Source organism: Leucobacter sp. OH1287, from assembly GCF_003859945.1.
Lineage (GTDB): Bacteria > Actinomycetota > Actinomycetes > Actinomycetales > Microbacteriaceae > Canibacter.
In genome coordinates, this window is the sequence record NZ_RQYM01000014.1 from 17,720 (window position 1) to 38,594 (window position 20,875).

Sequence of the window (20,875 nt, forward strand, 5' to 3'; positions counted from 1 at the left end):
AGAATTGGCACAGTTTTTTGGGCTGTTAACAGCGTTAGCGCCCGCAACACGCTTGGATGCACGGGCGCTAACTGTCCGGTGAAGCGTAGCCGCTACCAGCTACCTACTGCTCTCGGTTTGTTACTGTTTTTTACCGGTGGTAACGGCCATCTCAACAACCGGCTTGTCGAGCTTGAAGCGTTTTGTAACCTCGTAGCTGGTCAGGTCCACAACCACAAGCTCCTTGTTAACCGCGTCGGTGATGTAACCCCAGTCGCCAACAACCTTGAACACTGGGCCGGCTTCCTGCCAGTCATCTTTTTCCTGCCACTCGCCGATAACCGGTACCTTGTTGGTCACCTCGCCGGTGTTCTGGTCGATAACATTGAGGTTGCCGTCGTAGGTGAGGACGAGAGCCTCATCGGCTGGGCCGCGACCGAGTGAGCGGAACCAGTAGCTGGATCCGAGCTCAACGGTTGACAGGGTGCCGGAGACGGTGTCGATCAGTGCGACGCGGGTTGGACGCTCCAGGTCGGCCTCTTTATCAACCTTGTAGTCGCCGAGCACAATCGGTGATGAGTCGGTTCCGGCGAGGTTACCTGAGCGTGAGTACTCGTCAGCAACCGGCACCTTGTGGAACGCACCATCCTTGTAGATAACCGGGCCGTTGGTGCAGCCCATCACAACAACCTCGCCGCTCTCATTTGGTTTGGCGGCGGTTTCACCGTGGCTGCCTGGACAGTCGGTGGTCTCAGCCAAAACCTCGTCACCCTTGCGCACCTGGATGGTGTGACGGTCCTCCTCGGTTCCCTTGGTGACAAACAGTTCATCATTCTTTAACGGCACAGCAACGCCGTGGTGACCGGCGCCGGTTTCAAAGCGGGTGGTTTTTGCGTCTTTCTTAGCAATATCGTCTGTTGGGATCACGGTGAAAGAGCCGTCTCCGTCAGCAAACAGCGCGGTCTTCCCGTCGTGCACAACCACGTGACCCGCCTTCGGAGCCTTGTAACTGATGTCGGTCAGTGTTGGTTCGCTCTCGAAGTAGTGGTAGTGGTCGTCGTGTTTTTGAGCATCGAGGCCGCTGTCAAACACCTGGAACTTGTCGCCGTTGGTGACGAGCACGTGGCGTGAGTCACCGGCGTCGTTGAGGCGCAGGAAGCCCTTCAGCTCAGTCTCTTTGACAACCTCACCGGTTATCAGGTTGAGAGTAACCAGGTTGCCGCCCTCGGTTGCAAGAACAGCTCTTCTCTCCAGGTTGCTAACCTCTGTTGCACCCTCTGTGTGGGCGACATCGTGGTCGTGGGTGTGTGATTCCTCGCTTGCCGCGTTAGCGCAGCCGGCGAGCAGCAGCGCTGAAAAGCCAATGGCTAAATACTTGTTTACATTCTTCATAATGGAAATAATAGCAGCTATTGAAAATTATTATCAATAACCTTGCCTGTGAGTATGGCGAGAGTCGCGCATGTGGATCTGGCGGGAACGGCGTTTGCTGCTCTGGCGAGAATCGAAAAACCGTGACTTTCTGCCCCGAAAAGGCTGAGAGCGGGTGAAAACTCTGATAGTCTTGAACGGCACACTGTTTATCCAGTGTGACTTCGCGTGCCCACAAGTGAACTGAGCCAGCGGTCTTTGGTGATTAACACCGACGGTGTTAAACGCTGAAGCGGTGCAGTCGCCGGGCACCAGGATCCACCGCCTAAAAATCGGTGGTATGAACCGTAAATCGCCTGTCAGGCTGCATGAGACGCTCGCTTTTGCGAGCCGATTTTCAAGCGACGTGGCAGCACAACAGTAAAGGAGACGGCGATGGCCGTTGTAACAATTCGCCAGCTGCTCGACAGCGGTGTACACTTTGGTCACCAGACCGGACGTTGGAACCCGAAGATGAACCGCTTCATCTTCGGTGAGCGTTCAGGTATTCACATCATCGACCTGCAGCAGACCCTCGGATACATCGACGACGCATACGAGTTCGTAAAGAACACCGTAGCGCGCGGTGGTCAGATCCTGTTCGTTGGTACCAAGAAGCAGGCGCAGGAGGCAATCGCTGAGCAGGCTGCCCGCGTTAACCAGCCTTATGTAAACCAGCGCTGGCTCGGTGGTTTGCTCACCAACTTCCAGACCGTCACCAGCCGCCTCGACCGTATGAAGGAGCTTGAGGCACTCGACTACGAGAACGGCACCAGCGGATTCACTAAGAAAGAGCTGCTGCTGAAGCGTCGCGAGCTGGAGAAGCTGCAGAAGTCGCTCGGTGGTATCCGCCACATGTCAAAGACTCCGGCTGCTCTCTGGGTTGTTGACACCAAGCGTGAGCGCCTGGCAATCGACGAGGCTAAGAAGCTTAATATCCCGGTTATTGCGATCCTCGACACCAACTGTGATCCAGAGGACGTAACCTTCCCAATCCCGGGCAACGACGACTCAATCCGTTCAGTTGCGCTGCTGACCCGCGTTATCGCTGATGCAGCTGCGCAGGGCCTGATCGACCGCCACCAGAAGCCAGCCGCCGGTGATGAGGCTGCTGAGCCACTCGCTGAGTGGGAGGTTGAGCTTCTCAACAGTGAGTCTGCAGAGGCTGGCGCCGCTGCAGCAGACGCTGAGCCAGCAGCAGCTGAAAAGGCTGCGGGCGAATCAGCTGCCGAGTAATTCAGCAGCGGAGTAAAATCCCTAAATCTTATAAACTCTCGAATTTCTAGGAGTAATTATGGCCGCAGTAACTATGGCTGCTGTAAAAGAGCTGCGCGATCGTCTCGGCGCAGGCATGATGGACAGCAAGAAGGCTCTCGAAGAGGCTAACGGCGACATCGAAAAAGCAATTGAGATCCTGCGCCTGAAGGGTGCAAAGGGTGTTGCAAAGCGTGAGGGCCGCGCAGCAACCGAGGGTCTTGTGGCTGTTGCAGAGAACGCAGGTCGCACAACCATCATCGAGCTGTCATGTGAGACAGACTTCGTTGCTAAAAACGAGAAGTTTGTTGCCCTCGGCGACAAGGTGCTCGCAGCTGTTGCCGAGTCAGGCGCCGCTGATGTTGAGGCAGCAAACGCTGTGACCGTTGACGGTCAGAGCGTTGCTGACCTGATCAACGACGAGGCTGCGATTATCGGTGAGAAGCTGGAGCTTCGCCGTGTTGCACAGGTTGAGGGCGAGAAGTTCGCTGTCTACCTGCACCGCACCTCAAAGGACCTGCCACCGCAGGTTGGTGTTGTTGTTGCCTACACCGGCGACGACGCAGAGACCGCATACGCTGTTGCACAGCACATCTCATTTGCGGATCCGCTCTACCTCAGCCGCGAGGACGTTCCTGAGCAGGAGGTAAACAAGGAGCGCGAGATCGTTACCGAGATCGCTAAGAACGAGGGCAAGCCAGAGGCAGCTCTGCCAAAGATCATTGAGGGACGCCTGACCGGCTACTTCAAGAACGTGGCACTGCTCGACCAGCCATACGCGCGCGACAACAAGCTCAGCGTAGCTCAGGTTGTTGACCAGGCCGGCGTCACCGTCACCGGTTTCGTTCGCTTCAAGGTTGGTGCATAACCGACCAGGGCTCTAAAACAGCCGTCACAAACACCTCGGGTGGAAACACCCGGGGTGTTTTCTTTTGCTTTCGACTATGCCTTAGAGAGCGAAAACGGCTAATCTAGAGAGTGGCTATTTTAAAACGCAAAATAAGCGAGAGAGGAATGCGTGTCAACCGCTATGTCCGAAAAGCGTCGTGTGCTCTTAAAACTGTCAGGTGAGGCATTTGGCGGAGGTCAGCTGGGTGTAAACCCCGACATTGTCAGCCAGATCGCCAAAGAGATCGCTGCCGCAAGCCCGGAGGTGGAGATCGCCGTTGTGGTTGGCGGAGGCAACTTCTTCCGCGGAGCGCAGCTGTCACAGCGTGGGATGGAGCGCGGCCGTGCAGACTACATGGGAATGCTCGGCACCGTGATGAACTCACTGGCGCTGCAGGACTTCCTCGAACAGGCCGGTGTGTCCTCGCGCGTACAGTCGGCCATCACCATGACACAGGTTGCGGAAAGCTACGTGCCACTCAGGGCACTGCGCCACCTCGACAAGAACCGCGTGGTGATCTTCGGCGCGGGCGCGGGCCTGCCATACTTCTCAACCGACACCGTTGCAGCGCAGCGCGCACTCGAGATCAAAGCGGACGAGGTGCTCGTCGCTAAAAACGGCGTTGACGGGGTATATACGGCGGATCCCAACATTGATCCACAGGCGAAAAAAATCACCGAAATCAGCTTCGAGGACGCGCTTCGAGACGGCCTCAAGGTTGTTGACTCTACCGCTTTTAGCCTCTGCAAAGACAACGGTATGCCGATGCGCGTGTTCGGTATGGAACCGGCCGGCAACATCACAAAAGCGCTAGTGGGAGAGAGTCTCGGCACGCTGGTTCGCCCGTAGTCTGCGAGCCGTCAGCGAGCAAGCCAGTTGGGTAGCTAACCTATTAGAGGACAATCGAACGGAGAAAACATGATTGATGAAGTCTTTGCAGAGGCAAAGGATCGGATGGCTAAGGCAGTTGAGGCTGCTAAAGAGGGATTTGCAACCGTCAGAACCGGCCGCGCAAACCCTGCGCTGCTGCAGAACATTATGGTTGAGTACTACGGCACCCCAACCCCGCTGCCGCAGCTTGCCTCGGTGCAGAACCAGGATGCACGCAGCCTGCTGGTGACTCCGTACGACAAGAGCGCGCTGCAGGATATTGAGAAGGCGATCCGCGACAATCAGGCACTCGGCGTTAACCCAACCAACGACGGCAACGTTGTGCGCGTTAACCTGCCTGAGCTGACCGAGGAGCGCCGCAAGGACTACGTGAAGCTCGTAAAAACCCGCGCTGAGGACGGCCGCGTAGCTGTGCGCAACGCACGCCGTAAAGCGAAGGACGACCTGGAGGCACTGAAGAGCGAGGTTGGTGAGGACGAGGTTGGCCGTGCTGAAAAAGAGCTTGAGGCGCTGACCAAAACCCACATCGACCAGATTGATAAAGCACTCGCTGGTAAAGAAGCTGAGCTGCTAGAGGTATAACTAAAAACATGGATCGAAAGCGGCTGCGGGAGCAGGCACTTGCCAGAAAAACGAGGATTGAGGAGGCGAACGAGCGCGTTACAGCGCGTGCCGGGCGCAACCTAGTGTTCGCGTTCGGCTCGGGCATCGCTCTCGCGGCTGTTTTTTTGCTGGCGCTGTTTTGGGTGCGGGAGCTGTTCCCGCTTTTAGCGCTGGTGATTTCGTGTATCGCGGTCTATGAGCTCGCGACGGCGTTTCGTAATGCGGGTCGCAGGGTGCCGCGCGTCGGCGTCATCATCGGGTCGGTTATTGTCATCCTGCTGGCGTGGTTCCAGGCGGGCGAGGGGCTGCTGCTCGGCCTGTTAGCGGCGGGCGCGCTGCTCTCACTGTGGCGGCTCGTTGAGGGGCTGATGCCTCGTTTTGAGGCGCCCTGGCGAACCCTCATTGCCGATGTTGCTTCGGGATTCTTCACACTCGTCTATGTGCCGTTTCTGCTCGGCATGGTCGTGGTTGTGCACCACTATGCGGATCACGGTGACTGGTGGATCTTCTGCCTTATCCTCATCGTTGTCTGCGTCGATATTGGGGCCTACGCCTTCGGTGTGACACTCGGCAAACACAAAATGGCGCCGCGTATCAGCCCCGGTAAAACCTGGGAGGGCTTCGCGGGGGCCGCGCTTTTGGCGCTCGGCGCCGGTGTTTTCTCGGCGGTTGTTTTGCTCTCGCAGAGCATCCTGCTCGGGCTGCTGTTTGGTGCGGCTGTGCTGGTGACCGCGGTAGCCGGTGACCTCACCGAGTCGCTGATTAAACGCAGCCTCAACGTTAAAGACATGAGCGATTTTATTCCCGGTCACGGGGGTCTGCTTGACCGCCTCGACTCGATTCTGCCGTCTATTATTCCGATGTATATTGCTGTGATGTTTGTGGGAGCGCTGTAACAGAGATGAGCTATCTAACAGCGTGCACACTGCAAATGGGGGAGCGAAAGTGACAGAACAGGGAGCCATGTTCCCGCTCGCGGGGCGCAAAGAGATTGGCTACAACCAGGAGGATGTAGACGAGCTGGTGACGCGCGCCAGAAGCACCTACGAGAATCCCGGCGTGGACACACTGCCATCGGGCGAACCAGCCGTTAGCGCAGCCGAGATTCGGCGCGCTGGCCTGCGTGTTTCCCGCCGCGGCTATTCAGCAAGGCACGTGGATGCGGCTCTGGACCGTCTCGAAGAGGTTTTTTATGAGCGGGAACGACGCCGCTACCTCCGCGAGCAAGGCGGCGAAGCATGGCGCTACGAGATCACCGAGCTAACCCGCGAGGTTGTTGCCCGTGCCGGCCGCGCACCAGGTAAACGGTTTAGGCGGCGCGGTATTTTCGCCACCGGCTACCGCCGCTCACAGGTTGATGCCTTTGTAGATCGCATTGCCTCCGCGCTTGCCGGGAAAACCGATCTGACACCGACGCAGCTGCGCGAGAGTGTGTTTCACAGTTCCTGGCGCGGCTACGATGAGGCGCAGGTTGACGCCTACCTGGACGCGGTGATTGAGATTATGCTTTCTGAGAGGTAACCGCACTTTCCCAGTTGCTTTTTAGAAATCGTAACCGAAATGAGATAAAATCGTTACATTGTGGTTAAGAAGAGCGCAGTAAAAAGCAGTAAGTCATGGTTTAAGGTTGCGGTCGCAGCTGTTTCAGCGGCCGCTGTTGCGGGCGTTGTTGTGACGGCACCGCTCTCCGTTCCGCAGGCAGCTGCGGATCCAGAAGCCTACAAACAGCAGCCGTGGATCGACCAGGAGCTGCTGGCGGCAAACTCTGAAGGCTCAACCTTCGACCTTGAGTCACTCGAGGTTAACAAGATCGAGGTTGTCGAAGAGAAGAAGGCCGAGCCTGAGAAAACCACTGAGTCAGCAACAGGGCAGACAGCAACAACTGCGTCTGCTCCGCCGGTTGGGGAGCCAGATCCGGGAACCGCTCAGGCGGTTGCACGCGGCTATGTTACCGACGGTAACGAGTATGCCTGCCTGGTGATGCTCTGGAACCGCGAATCAAACTGGAACGTTTACGCACACAACGCTTCAAGCGGTGCTTACGGTATCCCGCAGTCTCTGCCCGGCAGCAAGATGGCATCCGAGGGTGCCGACTGGCAGACCAACCCAGACACCCAGATTCGCTGGGGTCTGAAATACATTGCTGGCCGTTACGGCACCCCGTGTAGCGCACTCGCTCACTCAGACAGCCGTGGCTGGTACTAAACTACTTGTCACCAGCCTAAACCCGGCTCTGTAAACAGTTAAAGCGGTGCAGATAGCGCGGATATGGGTCCGCGAGTTTTAAAGAAAAGCGGGGTGGGTTTAAAGTGGCACGCAAGAACAGGCGAGCTCCGATTCGTCAAACCTCAGACGTCAGCAGACTGTCATACGGCGGCGCAACACTGGAGGTGTGGCGTGGCGAAAGCTGGCTGGTTAGACAGATCAGTGCTGCAAGAGCGTTAAAAACCTATGTCTGCCCGGGCTGCAGTCAGCGGATCGCACCGGGCGTTGCCCACATTGTCGCCTGGCAGGAGGACGGCCTGTTTGGATCAGCGGTCGCGCTGGAGCAGCGACGTCACTGGCACAGCCGTTGCTGGCAGATTAAGTAGTCACTAAACTGGCACAGCCGGTGCTGGCAGATTAAATAGTCGCTAAAACAGCGTGTTAGGCGCTGCCTGGTTTTCCTCTCCAAAGCTGAGATCACGCTGCTGTTCCCGCAGCTTACGAACCTCGGCGGTTAGTTCGCTGACGCACGCCTCCAGCGCGGCTAGCCGCTCTGCAACGGACTGCTCGGCAGCGTCCGAAGTAGCCGGGGTGGCCGAGGAGTTGGAGGAGGCCGTGGCGGCCTGGCCAGCGGGGGCGGTGGAGCTCGCGGGCGCGGGGCACTCGGATCCACCCACCAAACCCTGGAAGCCTGGACCCGTTTTTGGTGCCTGACCGGTTTTGTAGGCGGTTGCGACGTCGCGGCAGAGCTGGTCGGCTCGCTCGTTCAGATCGTGACCGCTGTGCCCTTTAACCCAGCTAATCTCGTAGTTTCTGCCGCTGCTTACCCGGTCCAGCTCAACCACCAGGTCGAGGTTCATAACCTGACCGCCGTCGGCCTTTTTCCAGCCGCGGCGCTTCCACGCGGGCATCCACTTGGTGAGGCTGTTGACAACATATTGGCTGTCGCAGAGGATCTCGAGATACACGGGGGAGCCCGCGGTCGCCTTGAAAAGATTGATCAGCGCGAGCAGCTCAGCCTGGTTGTTGGTGCCGTTTGGGGCGCCGCCAGCCTGCCAGTTGCTGTCGTCGATAAACCACGCCCAACCCATCTCACCGGGGTTTCCGAGCGCGGATCCATCAACCGCGGCACGCAGCACCGGCCCTGTTGCAGCACCCACTGTTCCTACTCCTAACCCTGCTCGGCGGCTTTAGCGTTGAGCGCGGCGGGGTCGATAGCGGCTGTAACCTCGGAATCAACCGTGGCGGTTTCAGCCGGGGAGCCGTTGATTCTGGCGACGTCAATCTCGGCAGCGGCAACGTCGGCTGCGGTTTTCTGCTCGCTGTGGCTGGTGAGTCTTTGCGCGTTAGCGATAACATCGCCGAGACTCTCAAAGTAGCGAGCAACGGCTCCGCGCTCAACCTTCAGCTGGTTCATCCTGTCCTCGGCGGCGGCGAGCACCTTCTGTGCGCGGTTCTCTGCCGAGGTGTAGGTTGCGTGGGCGCGTTTTTCAGCCTCGGAGATAATCTGCGCGGCCTGGGTGTCGGCCATAACTCGAATCGAGCGGGCTTCCTCTTTCGCCTGCATTGTCACCTGCTGTAGTTTGGCGCGCTGCTCGCTGATCTCCTGCTGCAGTGTCTCCAGTTCCTGTTTTGCTGCCTTTACCGCGCTGTCGGTTTTCGCGGTTGCGGACTCGAAACGCTCCAGCAGTTCGGTTTCCAGGTTTTGGCGGCGCTCGGCAAGCTCGGACTCGAACTCTGAACGCTCAGTGTCGATGCTCTCGCGCAGCTGTTTAGCGTAGTCTTCCGCCTCAATCCGCAGCTGGGCGAGTGAGCTTTCCTCACTGTGTCTAAAATCGGCGAGCTCTGAAACAGTTGTTGTGCGAAGCGCAGCGGTTTCAGCCTCAACCGCAGCCCTGCTGGTTTCTGCTTCGGAGGTGAGCCGGTGCTGGTGGGCGGTGAGCTCCTCCTGCAGTTTCTTGCTCTGGGCGTCGGCGGCTGCCGCGATCCGCATATCGTGTTCAAGCTGCTTGTTTTCAAGCTGCTGTTCAAGGCTGACACGGCGGCGCTCCAGCTCCAGTTCCAGGTTTTCGCGGGCGGCGGCGATTTCAGCGGCTGCTGCATCTCGATCCAGCCGCAGTTTCTCGTTCTGCGCCGACAGTTCAGCGGCCAGCTTCTGTCGCTGCTCATCCAGCTCAGCCTGCAGCGTTGCCTCGTGGGCTGCGCGCTTGGCGGCGAGCTCGGTCTCAAGTTTCTCGTGCGCGGCGACGGCGGTGCGCTGCTGCTCCGCCAGCGCTTTAGCGATTTTGGCGTCGTGTGACTCTTTCAGTCTCGCAAGCTCGGTTGCCTGGGCTGTTGCGGCGGCGATCAGCGAGTTTTGGTGTGCGCCAAACTCGCTTGCGATCTTCGAGTTGTGCTCGTTCAGCTCCCGCTCGATACGCTCGGCGTGCGCGGTCTGCTCGGCCGCGAGCTTCTGCTCGTGCGCCTTTAGCTCCGCCTGCAGCCTGGTGTTGTGGGCGGTCAGCTCAGACTCCTGTGTCGCCTGGAAGTCACTGCGCTGGCGCTCAATCTCCTCTGTGACAGTCTGCATTTCCTGCGCAAGCAGTGTCTGCTGCTGCTCCTTCTCGGCGGCGAGCTTCAGGTTGTGCTCCTGCAGTTCGCTCTCTAGTCGCTTCTGGTGCGCCTCCAGTTCGTCCTGCAGTCGTGCGCTCTGTTTTGTTGCCTCACTGTCACGCTCAGCGGTTGCGGCGGCGAGTAGATCAGCGGCCTGCTGTTTAGCTACGGCGAGCAGCTCGGTTGTTTCAATGCTGACGGCATCACGCTGCGAAGCGATCTCCGCCGCGAGGGCACCGCGCTCCTGCTCGGCGATTTTCGCGGCAGCCTCAGAGTCTGCCTGCAGCCGCTGCTCAAGGGCGGCGGACTCGGCGGCGATTTTCGCCTCCAGCTCGGTTGTTTCGGCCTGGATCCGCTCGCGATGGGTTTTTAGTTCGGCGGCAAGCTTCGCCTCGTGGGCGCTGCGCTCCTGCTCAAGCTTCGCGGTGTGCTCGGCAAGCTCTGTGTCGATACGGTTCTGCAGCGAGGTTGCCTGATCGGTGAGCGCGAGAATCAGCGCGTCATGCTCAGCGTTCAGTCGCTGTGTTTTCTCGTCAAACTCGCGGGTCAGGTCGTTTAGCTGCTGGGTTTTGTTTGCCTCAAATTCGGTGCGGGCACGCTCAGACTCGGCGGCAACCCTTGCCTGCTCCCGCTCCAGGTCACGCTGCTGTGCCTCGCGCGTGCGCTCAAACTCGGCCGCCGCCTGGGTGGTTTCACCCCGCAGCCTGCTCGCCTCCTCGCGGGCACTCTCCAAAAGTTTTGTCGCCTCCGCCTGGGCGTTCGCGAGCAGAGTTTTTGCCTCCCTGTCAGCCTGTTCGCGCAGGGTCTGCGATTCCCGGTCGGCAGCGTTCCGAAGCAGCTCAGCGGATCTCGTTGCCTCCGCCAAAAGCTGTTCACGCTCAACATTCGCGGACGCGGTTAAATCAGCGACGTCGTTTCTGGCGCCGCCGATTAGCGCCTCAGCCTGCTCGGTTGCGGAGGTGACCAGCTCGTCCGCCCGCTGCTGTGCCTGGCTGAGCAGCCGAGAGGTTTCAGCCTCGGTTTCCTTGCGCAGTTTCTCCGCGTCAATATCGGCCTGGGTAATCAGGTTTTGGGCGGTGTCCTCAGCAACCTTCAGGCTCTTTTCAACCCGCAGGCCGAGCCCCGAATAACCGGTTGCGCCGAGCTCCGCAACCTGCGCCTGCAGGTCAGCGATCAACTGCTGCTGTTTCTCGCTGTCCCGCGTCGACTGGGCGTAGGCGGTCTGCAGTGACTGCAGGTGGTCGTGGAGCGTCTGAATCTGCGCACCAAGACCGGCGATGTGCTCATCAACCTGCGTCTTGTTGTAGCCTCGAACCGCTGACGCGAAAACTGTCATTACTGCCTCCCAAAAATAACTGCTTATTATTTTAAGCGAGAAACTTACTCAGCTAGCTGAAAGATCATTACGGTAGGCTTGATTCTTACTCATTAGGCACCTGCGCGTCAGGTGCTGTGTCGATTGCTGCGCGTTAGAGCGCGCCTGAAATGGAGAAGCTGTGCGATATATTTTGGCACTTACATCGCTTATACTGGGTGTTTTGCTGTTACTTGCTGGCCTTGTGCAGCGGGTTATGGTGAGCAGTATTACCGATGTTAGAGCGTCAACAGATTTAACCGTTGACGCGCCATACACTGTTATTAGCGCTGACGAACTTTCACGGTTAAAGGGCAACCCGAGGATTGATGCGGGTAACACCGCTGGCGTGATGACGCTCGGCAGAATGACTGACGTGATCGGCTGGGTTGAGCCATACGGCTACACACAGCTTCACCTGAACGCCGACGCAACAACCTTCACAAAAGAGAAGATTGATCCGGTCAAACCGAAAAACTTTGAGGTTGACACGAGCAACCCAACCTCTCCGGTTGGCTCAGATCTGTGGATCGCGGAGGTCACCAGCGACGGCAGTGAGCGGCTTGAAATCAACAGCAAGGTTGACAGCGGTGACGCGATCCTAATCACCGGAGTGGACGGCGAGAAGCTCGGCTCCGAGATCACCGTCGCCTGGGGTAAGGATCGCTACACCCCGTGGGCTGGCCCGTCACTGCTGCTCGGCGGCATTCTCACCGCGCTCGGTGCGCTGCTCTACATTGTTTTTGTGGATCGCGACAGGCGAGGCCTCGGCCCGCAGCGCGGCAACCGGGGTGCGCTGCTCGGTATTCGCAGTATTTTCAGCCGCAAAAAGAGCGTGGATCCGATCTACACCGGCGGGCAGAATGATCCTGTGAAGCGGGGTAAGCGCAGCTTCAACGCGGTAAAAACGAGGAGGCTTGCCCTCCCGGCGCTGCTGGTCACCGGTGGGCTGATGTTGAGCGGTTGTTCTGCTGACTACTGGGTGCAGCTGGATCGCAACAAACAGCAGGATATTGCTGTCCGACAGGGGCAGGATACGCTAAGCCAGTCGCAGATTCAGAAGATTATTAAACAGGTTGCCAAGGTTTCACAGCAGGCCGATATTGACCTGGACGAGAACGCACTGGCGGAGCGGTTTAATGGCAGCGCGCTGGAGCAGCGGGCGGCGAACTACAAGATCCGCACCCAGTACCCCGAGTACTCGGTTGTTCCGCCGTATATCCTTGACGAGCGTCTCGAATACGAGCTTGTGCAGTCAACCAAGACCTGGCCACGCACCATGTTTATTACGGTAGCCTCATCGAACACCCCGCCGGGCGCGGAGGGCGAGGTTAACACCGCCGCGTCACCGTCGCTTGCGCTGCTTTTGACGCAGGAAAACGCGCACAGCAACTACATGGTGAAGAACATTTTTGCACTGCGCGGTGGTATTAAGATGCCAGCTGCGGCGGCGGCTGAGGAGGGGACCGCGCTGCTGGATCCCGACATCTCAACCGTGAAACTGCAGCCACAGCAGGTTGCTGCCGAGTACAGCAAGATTCTGCTGGAGGGCGCCGAGAGTGCTGCCGCCACAAACTTCAACCTGACCGATGACGCGCTGATCACCAGCTCGGGTAAGTCGTGGATCGCAACCGAGCAGTCACGCGCGGCAGAGCAGGCGGGTAAGGCAACCTACACGGTGACAATCGACCAGTCTGAAACCCCGCCGGTTGCAATCTCAACCGGTGCGGGCGGCGCGCTCGTTGCCGCGACCATCTACGAGAACCGAATCACTGAGGCTGATAGCGGATCCGAACTCCCGGTCGGTAACGTGGTTGCGGCGATCTCCGGCATGGAGGGCAAAAAGAAGCGGATTGTGCAGCGTGTGTCACACCAGCTGCTGTTCTTCGTGCCCGCGCAGTCTGCTGACGCGCAGATTCAGCTGCTCGGTTCTTCCAGCGAGTTGATTGGAGCGAGTGAGTAATGAACCAGCCAATTCCTGAGCGTTTTATTGGCGGCGGGGTGGATCTCAGCCACCTGGTTAGATCTGGGGCTCAGCACGCTCCGCAACAGGGCCGTCCGGGTGTCGGTGGCGCTGTTGGTGGCGCCGGAATCGCGGGTGCTGGTGCCGGGGCTGCTGGCGGCGGCGCGGGCGGAGCTGCGGGCGGAGCCCAGGGAGCCGGCAACGTTGTTGACCTGCCAGCGGTTGTTTTCCAGCTGGATGATCAGAGCTTTAACAACGCAATGCAGATCTCCGGGATTGTGCCGGTTTTGATCGCGCTCTACGACCAGAGCAGTGAGCAGCGTGCTCCAATGCTTGACCTGCTCAGCGAGCTTGTGCGTAAAGCTCAGGGCAAACTGGTTTTGGGCACCGTTGACGTGGATGCAAACCCGCAGATTGCGCAGGCCTTCGCGCCGCAGCTGCTGCCAACGCTTGTGATGCTGGTTGGTGGCAGGCCGGAGGCGCTGTTCCAGGGGCAGCAGGATCCGGCAACCGTGCAGCAGCTGTTTGGTCAGATTGTTAGCCTGGCGGCGCAACAGGGCATGACCGGAACGGTTAACGCGCCCGACCTGATCGGCGGTGACGCGGCCGATGAGCCACCGGCTAACCCCGCGCACGCGGCAGCGCTTGAAGCAGCCGGGGCGGGCGACTACAAAACCGCGATAACCGAGTATGAGCGGGTGCTCGCAAAGAACCCGCGTGACAGTGAGGCGCACGCCGCCCTCGCGCAGGTGAAACTGCTTGACCGTCTCGACGGCAAGAGCGCGAACGAGATCCGTGAGGCCGCAGCCGCAAACCAGCAGGGTGTTACCGAGCAGCTCGCCGTTGCCGACCTGGATATTGCTGGCGGCCACGTTGAGGATGCCTTCCTGCGCCTGCTTGAGCTTTACGCAGCAGCGGCGCCGGATGACAAGCAGGCGATCCAGGCGAGACTGCTGGAGCTTTTCGAGGTTGTTGGTGTGCAGGATCCGCGGGTCTCTGCCGCCAGGCGCAAACTCGCTAGCCTGCTCTACTAGCGGGGTAACGGTGCGAGCCTATTTCGACCACGCCGCAACCAGCCCGATGCCCGAGGCGGTGCTGTTAAGCTACACGGCCGCACTAAAAACGGTCGGAAACCCGGCCTCCCAGCACAGTCACGGCCAGCAGGCGCGCGACGTTTTAGAGTCAGCGCGCGAGCAGATTGCGCGTGAACTCGGTGTGACCGCGGCCGAGGTGATTTTCACCTCCGGCGGCACAGAGTCGATAAACCTCGCCCTGAAGGGACTCTTCTGGCAGCGTAATCGGGCAGCTGAGACCGCTGCGCGTCCACGGCCCGTGATCCTCGCCGCGATGGGGGAGCACCACGCGACAGTGGACTCGCTTCATTGGCTCGCCGACAATCAGGGCGCGATTATTGAGTGGCTGCCGCTCAACAGTGACGGGGTGCTAACCGCTGAGGTGCTTGCGGAAGCAATCGACCGCGTCGGTGAGGATCGCATCGCACTCGCCACCGTTCTCTGGGCGAACAACGAGATCGGCACGGTGCAGCCGGTTGCTGAGCTCAACCGCCTCTGCGATGAGCGGCGCATCCCACTGCACGTTGACGCGGTTGCGGCGCTCGGCCAGCTTGAACTGCGGGGAGTTAGACCCGCGGCGGTGAGTTTTTCGGCGCACAAAATCGGTGGCCCGGTTTCAAGCGGTGTGCTGCTTTTACGGCGTGACCAGCAGCTGCAACCGCTGATTCACGGCGGATCACAGCAGCGGGCACGCTCCGGAACACAGGACGCGGCCGCCGCGGTTGCTTTCGCGACCGCCCTGCAGCTTGCGAGCCCAACCCCTGAAAAGCTTGCAAAACTGAGCGCGCTGCGTGACCGGATCCTCGCGGGGGTGATTGCGGCGGTGCCCGAGGCGATTTTGCGGGGGGCGGATCCACGCAAAACCAGCGACATTGTGAGGATCCCCGGCAACCTGCACTTCACATTCCCCGGCTGTCAGGGGGATTCGCTGCTGTTTCTGCTCGATCAGGCGGGGGTTTCGGTTTCGACCGGGTCGGCGTGTACGGCGGGTGTTGCGGAGGTTTCGCACGTGATGCTCGCGATCGGGTTGGACGAGGAGACTGCCGCGGGTGCGCTGCGGTTCACGTTTAACGAAAACACTTCCGAGGAAGAGGTGACAGCGCTGTTAACGGCGCTGCCCGGTGCCTATGCGCAGGCAAAAAAGGCCGGTTTGCTGTAGTTTTGCTGCATCTGGGAGCGGGGATATTTTGGTCTGGTGCGGGGGAGTTTAGCTCCGGCTGGACTGTTATAATTTGCAAGAAACAAACTGAAGGAACTGGCATAATTTGAAGGTTTTAGCAGCTATGAGCGGCGGCGTGGACAGCGCCGTTGCTGCGGCGCGCGCTGTTGCGGCGGGGCACGACGTTGTTGGTGTGCACCTCGCGCTCAGCCGGATGCCCGGCACTCTGCGAACAGGTTCGCGCGGCTGCTGCACCATTGAGGACGCGATGGATGCGAGGCGGGTTGCTAACCTGATCGGTATCCCGTTCTATGTTTGGGATTTTTCGGAGCGCTTCAAAGAGGCGGTTGTTGACGATTTCGTCGCCGAATACGCTGCAGGCCGCACCCCAAACCCGTGCCTGCGCTGCAACGAAAAGATTAAGTTCGAGGCGCTTTTAGACAAGGCGATCGCGCTCGGCTTTGACGCGGTTGCAACCGGCCACTACGCAAACATTATTGAGGGGCCCAACGGTAAAGAGCTGCACAGGGCGTCTGCGCAGGCGAAGGATCAGTCCTATGTGCTCGGCGTTTTAACCGAGCAGCAGCTTGCTCACTGCTATTTCCCGCTCGGTGACACCCCCTCGAAGGAGCTTGTGCGCGCTGAGGCGGCGGAGCGGGGGATCCAGATCGCCCAAAAACCCGACAGCTACGACATCTGTTTCATCCCCGACGGTGACACACGCGGTTGGTTAAACGAGCACATGCACCGTGAACCTGGAGATATTGTTGATCAGGCGGGTAACATCGTCGGCAAACACGACGGTGCCAACGGCTACACGGTAGGCCAGCGGCGTGGACTGCAGCTCGGCAGGCCAGCCCCGGACGGTAACCCGCGCTATGTGCTCTCGATTCGGCCCGTGTCTAACCAGGTTGTTGTCGGCCCGAGGGAGGCGCTTGCTGTCGCCCAGATCGCGGGCGGCAGAATGTCGTTCACCGGTGAACCCGGTTTTGATATTGCTGAACCGTTCCGCTGTGAGGTGCAGATTCGTGCCCACGGTGACACAGTGCCAGCAACCGCGCAGCTGGTTGAAATAACCCCCGAAACCCGCACAGAGCAGCACCGCGCCGACGCAACACACGAGCTGGTTGTCACCCCCGATGCGCCGCTTGAGGGTGTTGCGCCCGGTCAGTCCGCGGTTATCTACCTGGATACGCGCGTGCTCGGCCAGTTCACGATTGATCGCGCCATCTCGGTAACAGACGCAGCCGCGCTGGTTTAGTGGCAAAGCGGGAGCTTAAGCGGGAATCCGGATACCAAAATGGGAACCCGGGAGCCCGGGAGCCGAAGCGGGAGCTCGGGAACCCGGGAGCCAGAGCGACGATAAAAAAACAGGGCCGCGCCGGACTCGGTGCAGACCCTGTTTCGTTTAGCCGTTACTAGCCGTCGAGCGCGGCGAGCTAGGAGCGCTGGGTGCTGAGTTTCTCCTCCAGCTCCGCGGTGTTCTTGCCACCCTTCGCGATCTCGCTCTCCAGCTCGGCGATGGACGCCTCAAGCTGCCCGCGCAGACCCTCGCTACGAGCCTTGGTTTCTGGATCCGTCGCCCGCCAGTGATCCTCTTCCAGCTGCTTGACGTGGTTCTCGATGCTGCGCATCTCACCCTCAACGCGGGAAACAGCGTCGCGTGGCACACGGCCGATCTCATCCCAGCGCAACTGGTAGCCGGTTAGGGCCTTGCGCGCTGCGGCGTGATCTGTTTCGTTGAGCAGCTGTTTCGCCTCAGCGAGCAGCTCTTCCTTAGCTTTCAGGTTTGCGCCGAACTCCTCGTCCAGTTCCGCAAGCTCAGCCTTCCGGGCACCGTAGAGCACATCACCGGCAGCTTTGAAACGATCCCACAGCTGGTTGTCGATGCGTGAGGTAGACCTGCCGGTTTTCTTCCACTCTGAGAGCAGGCTGCGGTAGCTTGGAATGCCGGCAGCGCCCTGTTCCGCGAGCGCCTCAGCCTGGGCGATCAGTTTTTCTTTAGCGTTCCTGACGGTTTTGTTGCGCGAGTCAAGCTTTGCAAAATAGTGACGCCTGCCGATTTCAAACTTGTGCCGGGCTGCCCTGAAGCGTTTCCAGAGCGGATCCGCAACCGACTTAGGCAGCTGCGGCCCCTTGCGCTGGCTTGCCTGCCAGCTCTTAAACAGCTCATCAAAACGCACACCAGATTCTTTCCAGCGGATCTTGTCATCCGGCTGGCCTGCGATGCGCTCCGCCTCAGCGACGATCTCCTCACGCTCCGCGATCGCGGCAGCACGTGCCGCCTCACGCTCAGCCTTGTGCTGCTCAACAAACTCTGCGGCCTTCTTGTCGAGTTTTGCAACCCGCTCGCGCAGCGAGTCAATATCGCCCACAACAGCGGGCTCCTCCAGCTGCTTTTGCAGTTTTGCAACCGACTCGGTCACGTTCCCGCTTGCTGTTCCGCGAGCCACCCTTGCCTCTAGCAGAGTTACCTGACCGTTTAAGTCTTCAAACTTTCTAACAAAGTAGGCAAGCGCCTCTTCGGGAGTGCTGTCTGGGTAGGAACCAGCAGGGCGTTCTCCCGCGCTCTCACGGACGTAAACAGTGCCGTCGTCAGCGACACGTCCCCATTCGGTTTGATTTTGTGTTTCAGTCACTGTTCACCCTTTTCCCACTGTGAATTTCTCTCAATGTGAAGATCACCGTGAATAATCCAGCGGGCTTTAAATAGCACCCGCTGATATTTAATGTTCTATTAAACTATGCCATATTGCGGCTGTAGTTTCATATCATTTAGGCGAATATTGGCGTTTCGTTATGATCTGTTGCTCGGCGTCTGCGGCTGGTTCAGCGCAGAGTGTGTGCGGGCTGCCGAAGTTTAAAACCCGCGGCGATTTGGCTGAGACTCGGTTGTGATCCCATAGCTGACCTGGTTTCGCCGCTACAGCAGCGATTGTTTGCAGCATCTCACGCTAGCATTGAGCACATGGTTACTAACAATCAGCCGCTCGCGGTTCGGATGCGCCCCCGTTCGCTTGACGAGGTGGTGGGGCAGCAGCATCTGCTGTATCCGGGTTCGCCGCTCAGGCAGCTCGCTGAGTCCGCGTCCGGATCGGTTTCGGTTATCCTCTGGGGTCCGCCGGGCACCGGGAAAACCACGATCGCGCAGGCGCTGGCGAACGCCTCGGGTCTGGAGTTTGTAACCCTCAGCGCGGTCACCGCCGGGATTAAAGACGTTCGCACCGTCATGGATCGCGCCCTCAACAAGCGGGATCTCTACGGTGTTTCGACGGTGTTGTTTCTTGACGAGATTCACCGCTTTTCAAAGGCGCAGCAGGATGCGCTGCTGCCGGGAGTTGAAAACGGCTGGGTGACGCTGGTTGCAGCAACAACTGAAAACCCGTCATTCTCGGTTATTTCGCCACTGCTGTCGCGCTCTCTGCTGTTGACGCTGCAGCCGCTCAGCGACACCGATCTTGCGGAGCTTGTGCGGCGCGCAATCGCCGCCCCGCAGGGCCTCAACGGCACCGTTTCGATAACCCCTGACGGTTTGGAGACGCTTGTGCAGCTCGCCGCCGGCGATGCGAGGCGTGCGCTGACAACGTTGGAGGCTGCGGCCGGTAACGCAATCGCTGCGGCGGTGGCGGATCCCGCTGCTGGCGGCGCTGACGGCGCCGAGGGCGCTGACGGTGCTGCAGATGCTGAGGGTACCGCGGCCGCTGCTGAAGCCGAGGCCGCCGACGATGCTGCTGATGCCGTCGCCCCGACCGCGGTTATCACCGCCGAGATCGTCGCGAAAACCGTCGACCGTGCTGTTTTGCGCTACGACAAAAACGGCGATCAGCACTATGACGTGATCAGTGCCTTCATCAAGTCAATTCGCGGATCGGACCCTGATGCGGCCGTTCACTACCTCGCCCGAATGATCGCGGCGGGGGAGGATCCACGCTTTATCGCCCGCCGACTGATGGTGCACGCCGCCGAGGATATTGGGCTGGCGGATCCACAAGCCCTCGTTGTGGCAACCGCTGCGGCGCAGGCAACCCAGCTGATCGGGCTGCCCGAGGCGCGACTGCCGCTGGCGGAGGCGACAATCTATCTGGCGTGCGCACCCAAATCGAACGCGGTGATTAACGCGATCGACACCGCCGCCGCCGATATTAACGCTGGGCGTGCCGGGGTTGTGCCGCCGCACCTGCGTGACTCACACTATCCGGGAGCGAAACAGCTGGGGCACGGGGCAGGATACCAGTATCCGCACAGCGACCCGCGCGGTCTTGTGGCACAGCAGTATCTGCCGGACACACTGCAAAACAAGATCTACTATCGCCCCTCGGTGCACGGTAACGAGGCGGTGATTGGGGAGCGCTTGACGAAGATTCGCGGGGTGACGCGCGGATCCGCAAAATAACCGCCGCTGGGATGCTCACCTGCGAGCGCTGATTTTAGGCAGTTTTGTGTTAGAATAATCTTTGGCCTTAAATACGTGCTGTGCACGCAGTGGCAGGCTCCTTTTTCAGGGTTTCTGCAACTGGTCGTTCTCTTACCCCGAGCGGGTGCGCTTTGTCGCGAGCACACCGATAGTGTGTGCGGGCAAAGTCTGGCCGAGAGAGCAAATGCGCCTGAGACTGCTCAGGCTATCGCAGAAACTAACAAAATGAAAGGAGCTACGTTTGTCAAAAACAACTCGTAGCCGCGCTATGGTGCGCAAGTCACGCGCACTCGGCATTGCACTAACCCCGAAGGCAGCTCGCTTCCTTGAGAAGCGACCATACGCTCCTGGCCAGCACGGCCGCACCAAGCGGAAGAGCGACAGCGACTACGCAGTTCGGTTGCGTGAGAAGCAGCGTCTGCGCGCACAGTACGGCATCCGTGAGAAGCAGCTGCGGATCGTCTTCAACGAGGCGAAGCGTCAGGCTGGTCTGAGCGGTGAGAACCTGGTTGAGCTGCTGGAGATGCGCCTTGACGCGCTCGTGCTGCGTGCCGGTTTCGCTCGCACCATTGCACAGGCTCGCCAGATCGTTGTGCACCGTCACATCCTGGTCAACGGCAAGATCGTTGACCGCCCATCATACCGGGTGAAGCCAGGTCAGCTCGTGCACGTCAAGGAGCGCTCAGAGGCACTTGAGCCATTCCAGGTTGCTGCAGCTGGCGGCCACGCTGAGGTTCTGCCTCCGGTTCCTGGTTACCTTGAGGTTGAGCTTGACAAGCTGCAGGCTAAGCTGGTTCGCCGTCCAAAGCGTGCTGAGGTGCCTGTTATCTGCGAAGAGCAGCTGGTTGTTGAGTTCTACTCAGGTCGCTAATTAACAGCTTCAAAGTCCCCGTGTCTCGAACCTCGAGGCGCGGGGATTTTTTTTATTTGCTGAGCGGATCTAATTGCTCGCCGTTGCCAAATTGTTATGGCTGACTGTTACTCGTCCTCCGCTAGCTGTGGGGTAAGTGGACAGATTGTGTGGCATTTCTTCCGCTGCTTCCCAGTGTTTCCATGCCCTGTAGAGGGGTTAAAGTTCCGGCGACTCAA

At 59.4% G+C, this 20,875-nt stretch carries 18 protein-coding genes; 14 read left to right on the top strand and 4 right to left on the bottom strand.

Features of this window, described 5'->3' with window-relative positions:
- Positions 1-120: 120 nt before the first annotated feature.
- Entirely contained in the window at positions 121-1,371 is a 1,251-nt protein-coding gene (locus EII30_RS07695; RefSeq protein ID WP_124886754.1) for a hypothetical protein, read from the bottom strand.
- A 414-nt stretch (positions 1,372-1,785) separates the two neighbouring features.
- On the opposite strand from EII30_RS07695, the gene rpsB reads away from it, so the two are divergent.
- The 8 genes from rpsB (at position 1,786) to EII30_RS07735 (ending at position 7,617) form a co-directional block, all read left to right on the top strand.
- A complete protein-coding gene (rpsB, locus tag EII30_RS07700; RefSeq protein WP_124886755.1) occupies positions 1,786-2,625 on the top strand; it encodes a 30S ribosomal protein S2 in 840 nt (279 codons plus the stop codon).
- Positions 2,626-2,683: 58 nt separating this feature from the next.
- Complete coding sequence (gene tsf, locus EII30_RS07705; protein WP_124886756.1) at positions 2,684-3,511, top strand: translation elongation factor Ts; 828 nt, start codon at positions 2,684-2,686, stop codon at positions 3,509-3,511.
- Positions 3,512-3,673: 162 nt separating this feature from the next.
- On the top strand, positions 3,674-4,381 hold the full coding sequence (gene pyrH, locus EII30_RS07710) for a UMP kinase (protein WP_124886757.1): 708 nt from the start codon (positions 3,674-3,676) through the stop codon (positions 4,379-4,381).
- Positions 4,382-4,450: 69 nt separating this feature from the next.
- Positions 4,451-5,005, top strand: a complete 555-nt coding sequence (gene frr / locus EII30_RS07715) for a ribosome recycling factor (RefSeq protein ID WP_124886758.1) — start codon at positions 4,451-4,453, stop codon at positions 5,003-5,005.
- A gap of 8 nt (positions 5,006-5,013) precedes the next feature.
- Positions 5,014-5,922 (top strand): phosphatidate cytidylyltransferase, encoded by a 909-nt coding sequence (locus EII30_RS07720; RefSeq protein WP_124886759.1) that lies wholly within the window; start codon positions 5,014-5,016, stop codon positions 5,920-5,922.
- A 49-nt stretch (positions 5,923-5,971) separates the two neighbouring features.
- The gene (locus tag EII30_RS07725; RefSeq protein ID WP_233569449.1) at positions 5,972-6,547 is read left to right on the top strand and encodes a DivIVA domain-containing protein; all 576 of its coding nucleotides are present in this window, start codon (positions 5,972-5,974) and stop codon (positions 6,545-6,547) included.
- A gap of 60 nt (positions 6,548-6,607) precedes the next feature.
- The gene (locus tag EII30_RS07730) at positions 6,608-7,231 is read left to right on the top strand and encodes a lytic transglycosylase domain-containing protein (RefSeq protein WP_233569450.1); all 624 of its coding nucleotides are present in this window, start codon (positions 6,608-6,610) and stop codon (positions 7,229-7,231) included.
- Positions 7,232-7,335: 104 nt separating this feature from the next.
- The gene (locus tag EII30_RS07735) at positions 7,336-7,617 is read left to right on the top strand and encodes a hypothetical protein (RefSeq protein WP_124886760.1); all 282 of its coding nucleotides are present in this window, start codon (positions 7,336-7,338) and stop codon (positions 7,615-7,617) included.
- 42 nt (positions 7,618-7,659) lie between these two features.
- On the opposite strand, the gene EII30_RS09000 is transcribed toward EII30_RS07735, so the two are convergent.
- Both EII30_RS09000 and EII30_RS07745 read right to left on the bottom strand, forming a co-directional pair.
- A complete protein-coding gene (locus tag EII30_RS09000; protein WP_233569451.1) occupies positions 7,660-8,391 on the bottom strand; it encodes a ribonuclease H in 732 nt (243 codons plus the stop codon).
- 11 nt (positions 8,392-8,402) lie between these two features.
- Positions 8,403-11,159 carry a hypothetical protein gene (locus tag EII30_RS07745; RefSeq protein WP_124886761.1) on the bottom strand — a complete coding sequence of 919 codons (2,757 nt, stop codon included), beginning with the start codon at positions 11,157-11,159 and terminating at the stop codon, positions 8,403-8,405.
- Between the two features lie 202 nt (positions 11,160-11,361).
- Between EII30_RS07745 and EII30_RS07750 the strand changes: the two genes are divergently transcribed.
- The 4 genes from EII30_RS07750 to mnmA all read left to right on the top strand — a co-directional run bounded on the left by EII30_RS07750 (position 11,362) and on the right by mnmA (position 16,633).
- Complete coding sequence (locus EII30_RS07750) at positions 11,362-13,140, top strand: hypothetical protein (RefSeq protein ID WP_124886762.1); 1,779 nt, start codon at positions 11,362-11,364, stop codon at positions 13,138-13,140.
- The gene (locus EII30_RS07755) at positions 13,140-14,174 is read left to right on the top strand and encodes a co-chaperone YbbN (protein WP_124886763.1); all 1,035 of its coding nucleotides are present in this window, start codon (positions 13,140-13,142) and stop codon (positions 14,172-14,174) included. Before EII30_RS07750 ends, EII30_RS07755 begins: the two co-directional genes overlap by 1 nt.
- Before the next feature lie 10 nt (positions 14,175-14,184).
- Positions 14,185-15,372 carry a cysteine desulfurase family protein gene (locus EII30_RS07760; protein ID WP_124886764.1) on the top strand — a complete coding sequence of 396 codons (1,188 nt, stop codon included), beginning with the start codon at positions 14,185-14,187 and terminating at the stop codon, positions 15,370-15,372.
- A 106-nt stretch (positions 15,373-15,478) separates the two neighbouring features.
- Entirely contained in the window at positions 15,479-16,633 is a 1,155-nt protein-coding gene (gene mnmA / locus EII30_RS07765) for a tRNA 2-thiouridine(34) synthase MnmA (protein WP_124886765.1), read from the top strand.
- Positions 16,634-16,811: 178 nt separating this feature from the next.
- Here the strand turns inward: mnmA and EII30_RS07770 are convergent, their stop codons facing one another.
- A complete protein-coding gene (locus tag EII30_RS07770) occupies positions 16,812-18,011 on the bottom strand; it encodes a DUF349 domain-containing protein (protein ID WP_124886766.1) in 1,200 nt (399 codons plus the stop codon).
- 329 nt (positions 18,012-18,340) lie between these two features.
- On the opposite strand from EII30_RS07770, the gene EII30_RS07775 reads away from it, so the two are divergent.
- Together EII30_RS07775 and rpsD are read left to right on the top strand one after the other, a co-directional pair.
- Entirely contained in the window at positions 18,341-19,765 is a 1,425-nt protein-coding gene (locus tag EII30_RS07775; RefSeq protein WP_124886767.1) for a replication-associated recombination protein A, read from the top strand.
- A 289-nt stretch (positions 19,766-20,054) separates the two neighbouring features.
- Positions 20,055-20,657 carry a 30S ribosomal protein S4 gene (rpsD, locus tag EII30_RS07780; protein WP_370267058.1) on the top strand — a complete coding sequence of 201 codons (603 nt, stop codon included), beginning with the start codon at positions 20,055-20,057 and terminating at the stop codon, positions 20,655-20,657.
- Positions 20,658-20,875: the final 218 nt, after the last annotated feature.

Excerpts from the sequence above, each read along its gene's own strand:
- EII30_RS07695 (WP_124886754.1), bottom strand. The coding sequence starts at position 1,371 with ATGAAGAATGTAAACAAGTATTTAGCCATTGGCTTTTCAGCGCTGCTG.
- rpsB (WP_124886755.1), top strand. The coding sequence starts at position 1,786 with ATGGCCGTTGTAACAATTCGCCAGCTGCTCGACAGCGGTGTACACTTT.
- tsf (WP_124886756.1), top strand. The coding sequence starts at position 2,684 with ATGGCCGCAGTAACTATGGCTGCTGTAAAAGAGCTGCGCGATCGTCTC.
- pyrH (WP_124886757.1), top strand. The coding sequence starts at position 3,674 with ATGTCCGAAAAGCGTCGTGTGCTCTTAAAACTGTCAGGTGAGGCATTT.
- frr (WP_124886758.1), top strand. The coding sequence starts at position 4,451 with ATGATTGATGAAGTCTTTGCAGAGGCAAAGGATCGGATGGCTAAGGCA.
- EII30_RS07720 (WP_124886759.1), top strand. The coding sequence starts at position 5,014 with ATGGATCGAAAGCGGCTGCGGGAGCAGGCACTTGCCAGAAAAACGAGG.
- EII30_RS07745 (WP_124886761.1), bottom strand. The coding sequence starts at position 11,159 with ATGACAGTTTTCGCGTCAGCGGTTCGAGGCTACAACAAGACGCAGGTT.
- EII30_RS07755 (WP_124886763.1), top strand. The coding sequence starts at position 13,140 with ATGAACCAGCCAATTCCTGAGCGTTTTATTGGCGGCGGGGTGGATCTC.
- EII30_RS07775 (WP_124886767.1), top strand. The coding sequence starts at position 18,341 with ATGGTTACTAACAATCAGCCGCTCGCGGTTCGGATGCGCCCCCGTTCG.
- rpsD (WP_370267058.1), top strand. The coding sequence starts at position 20,055 with ATGGTGCGCAAGTCACGCGCACTCGGCATTGCACTAACCCCGAAGGCA.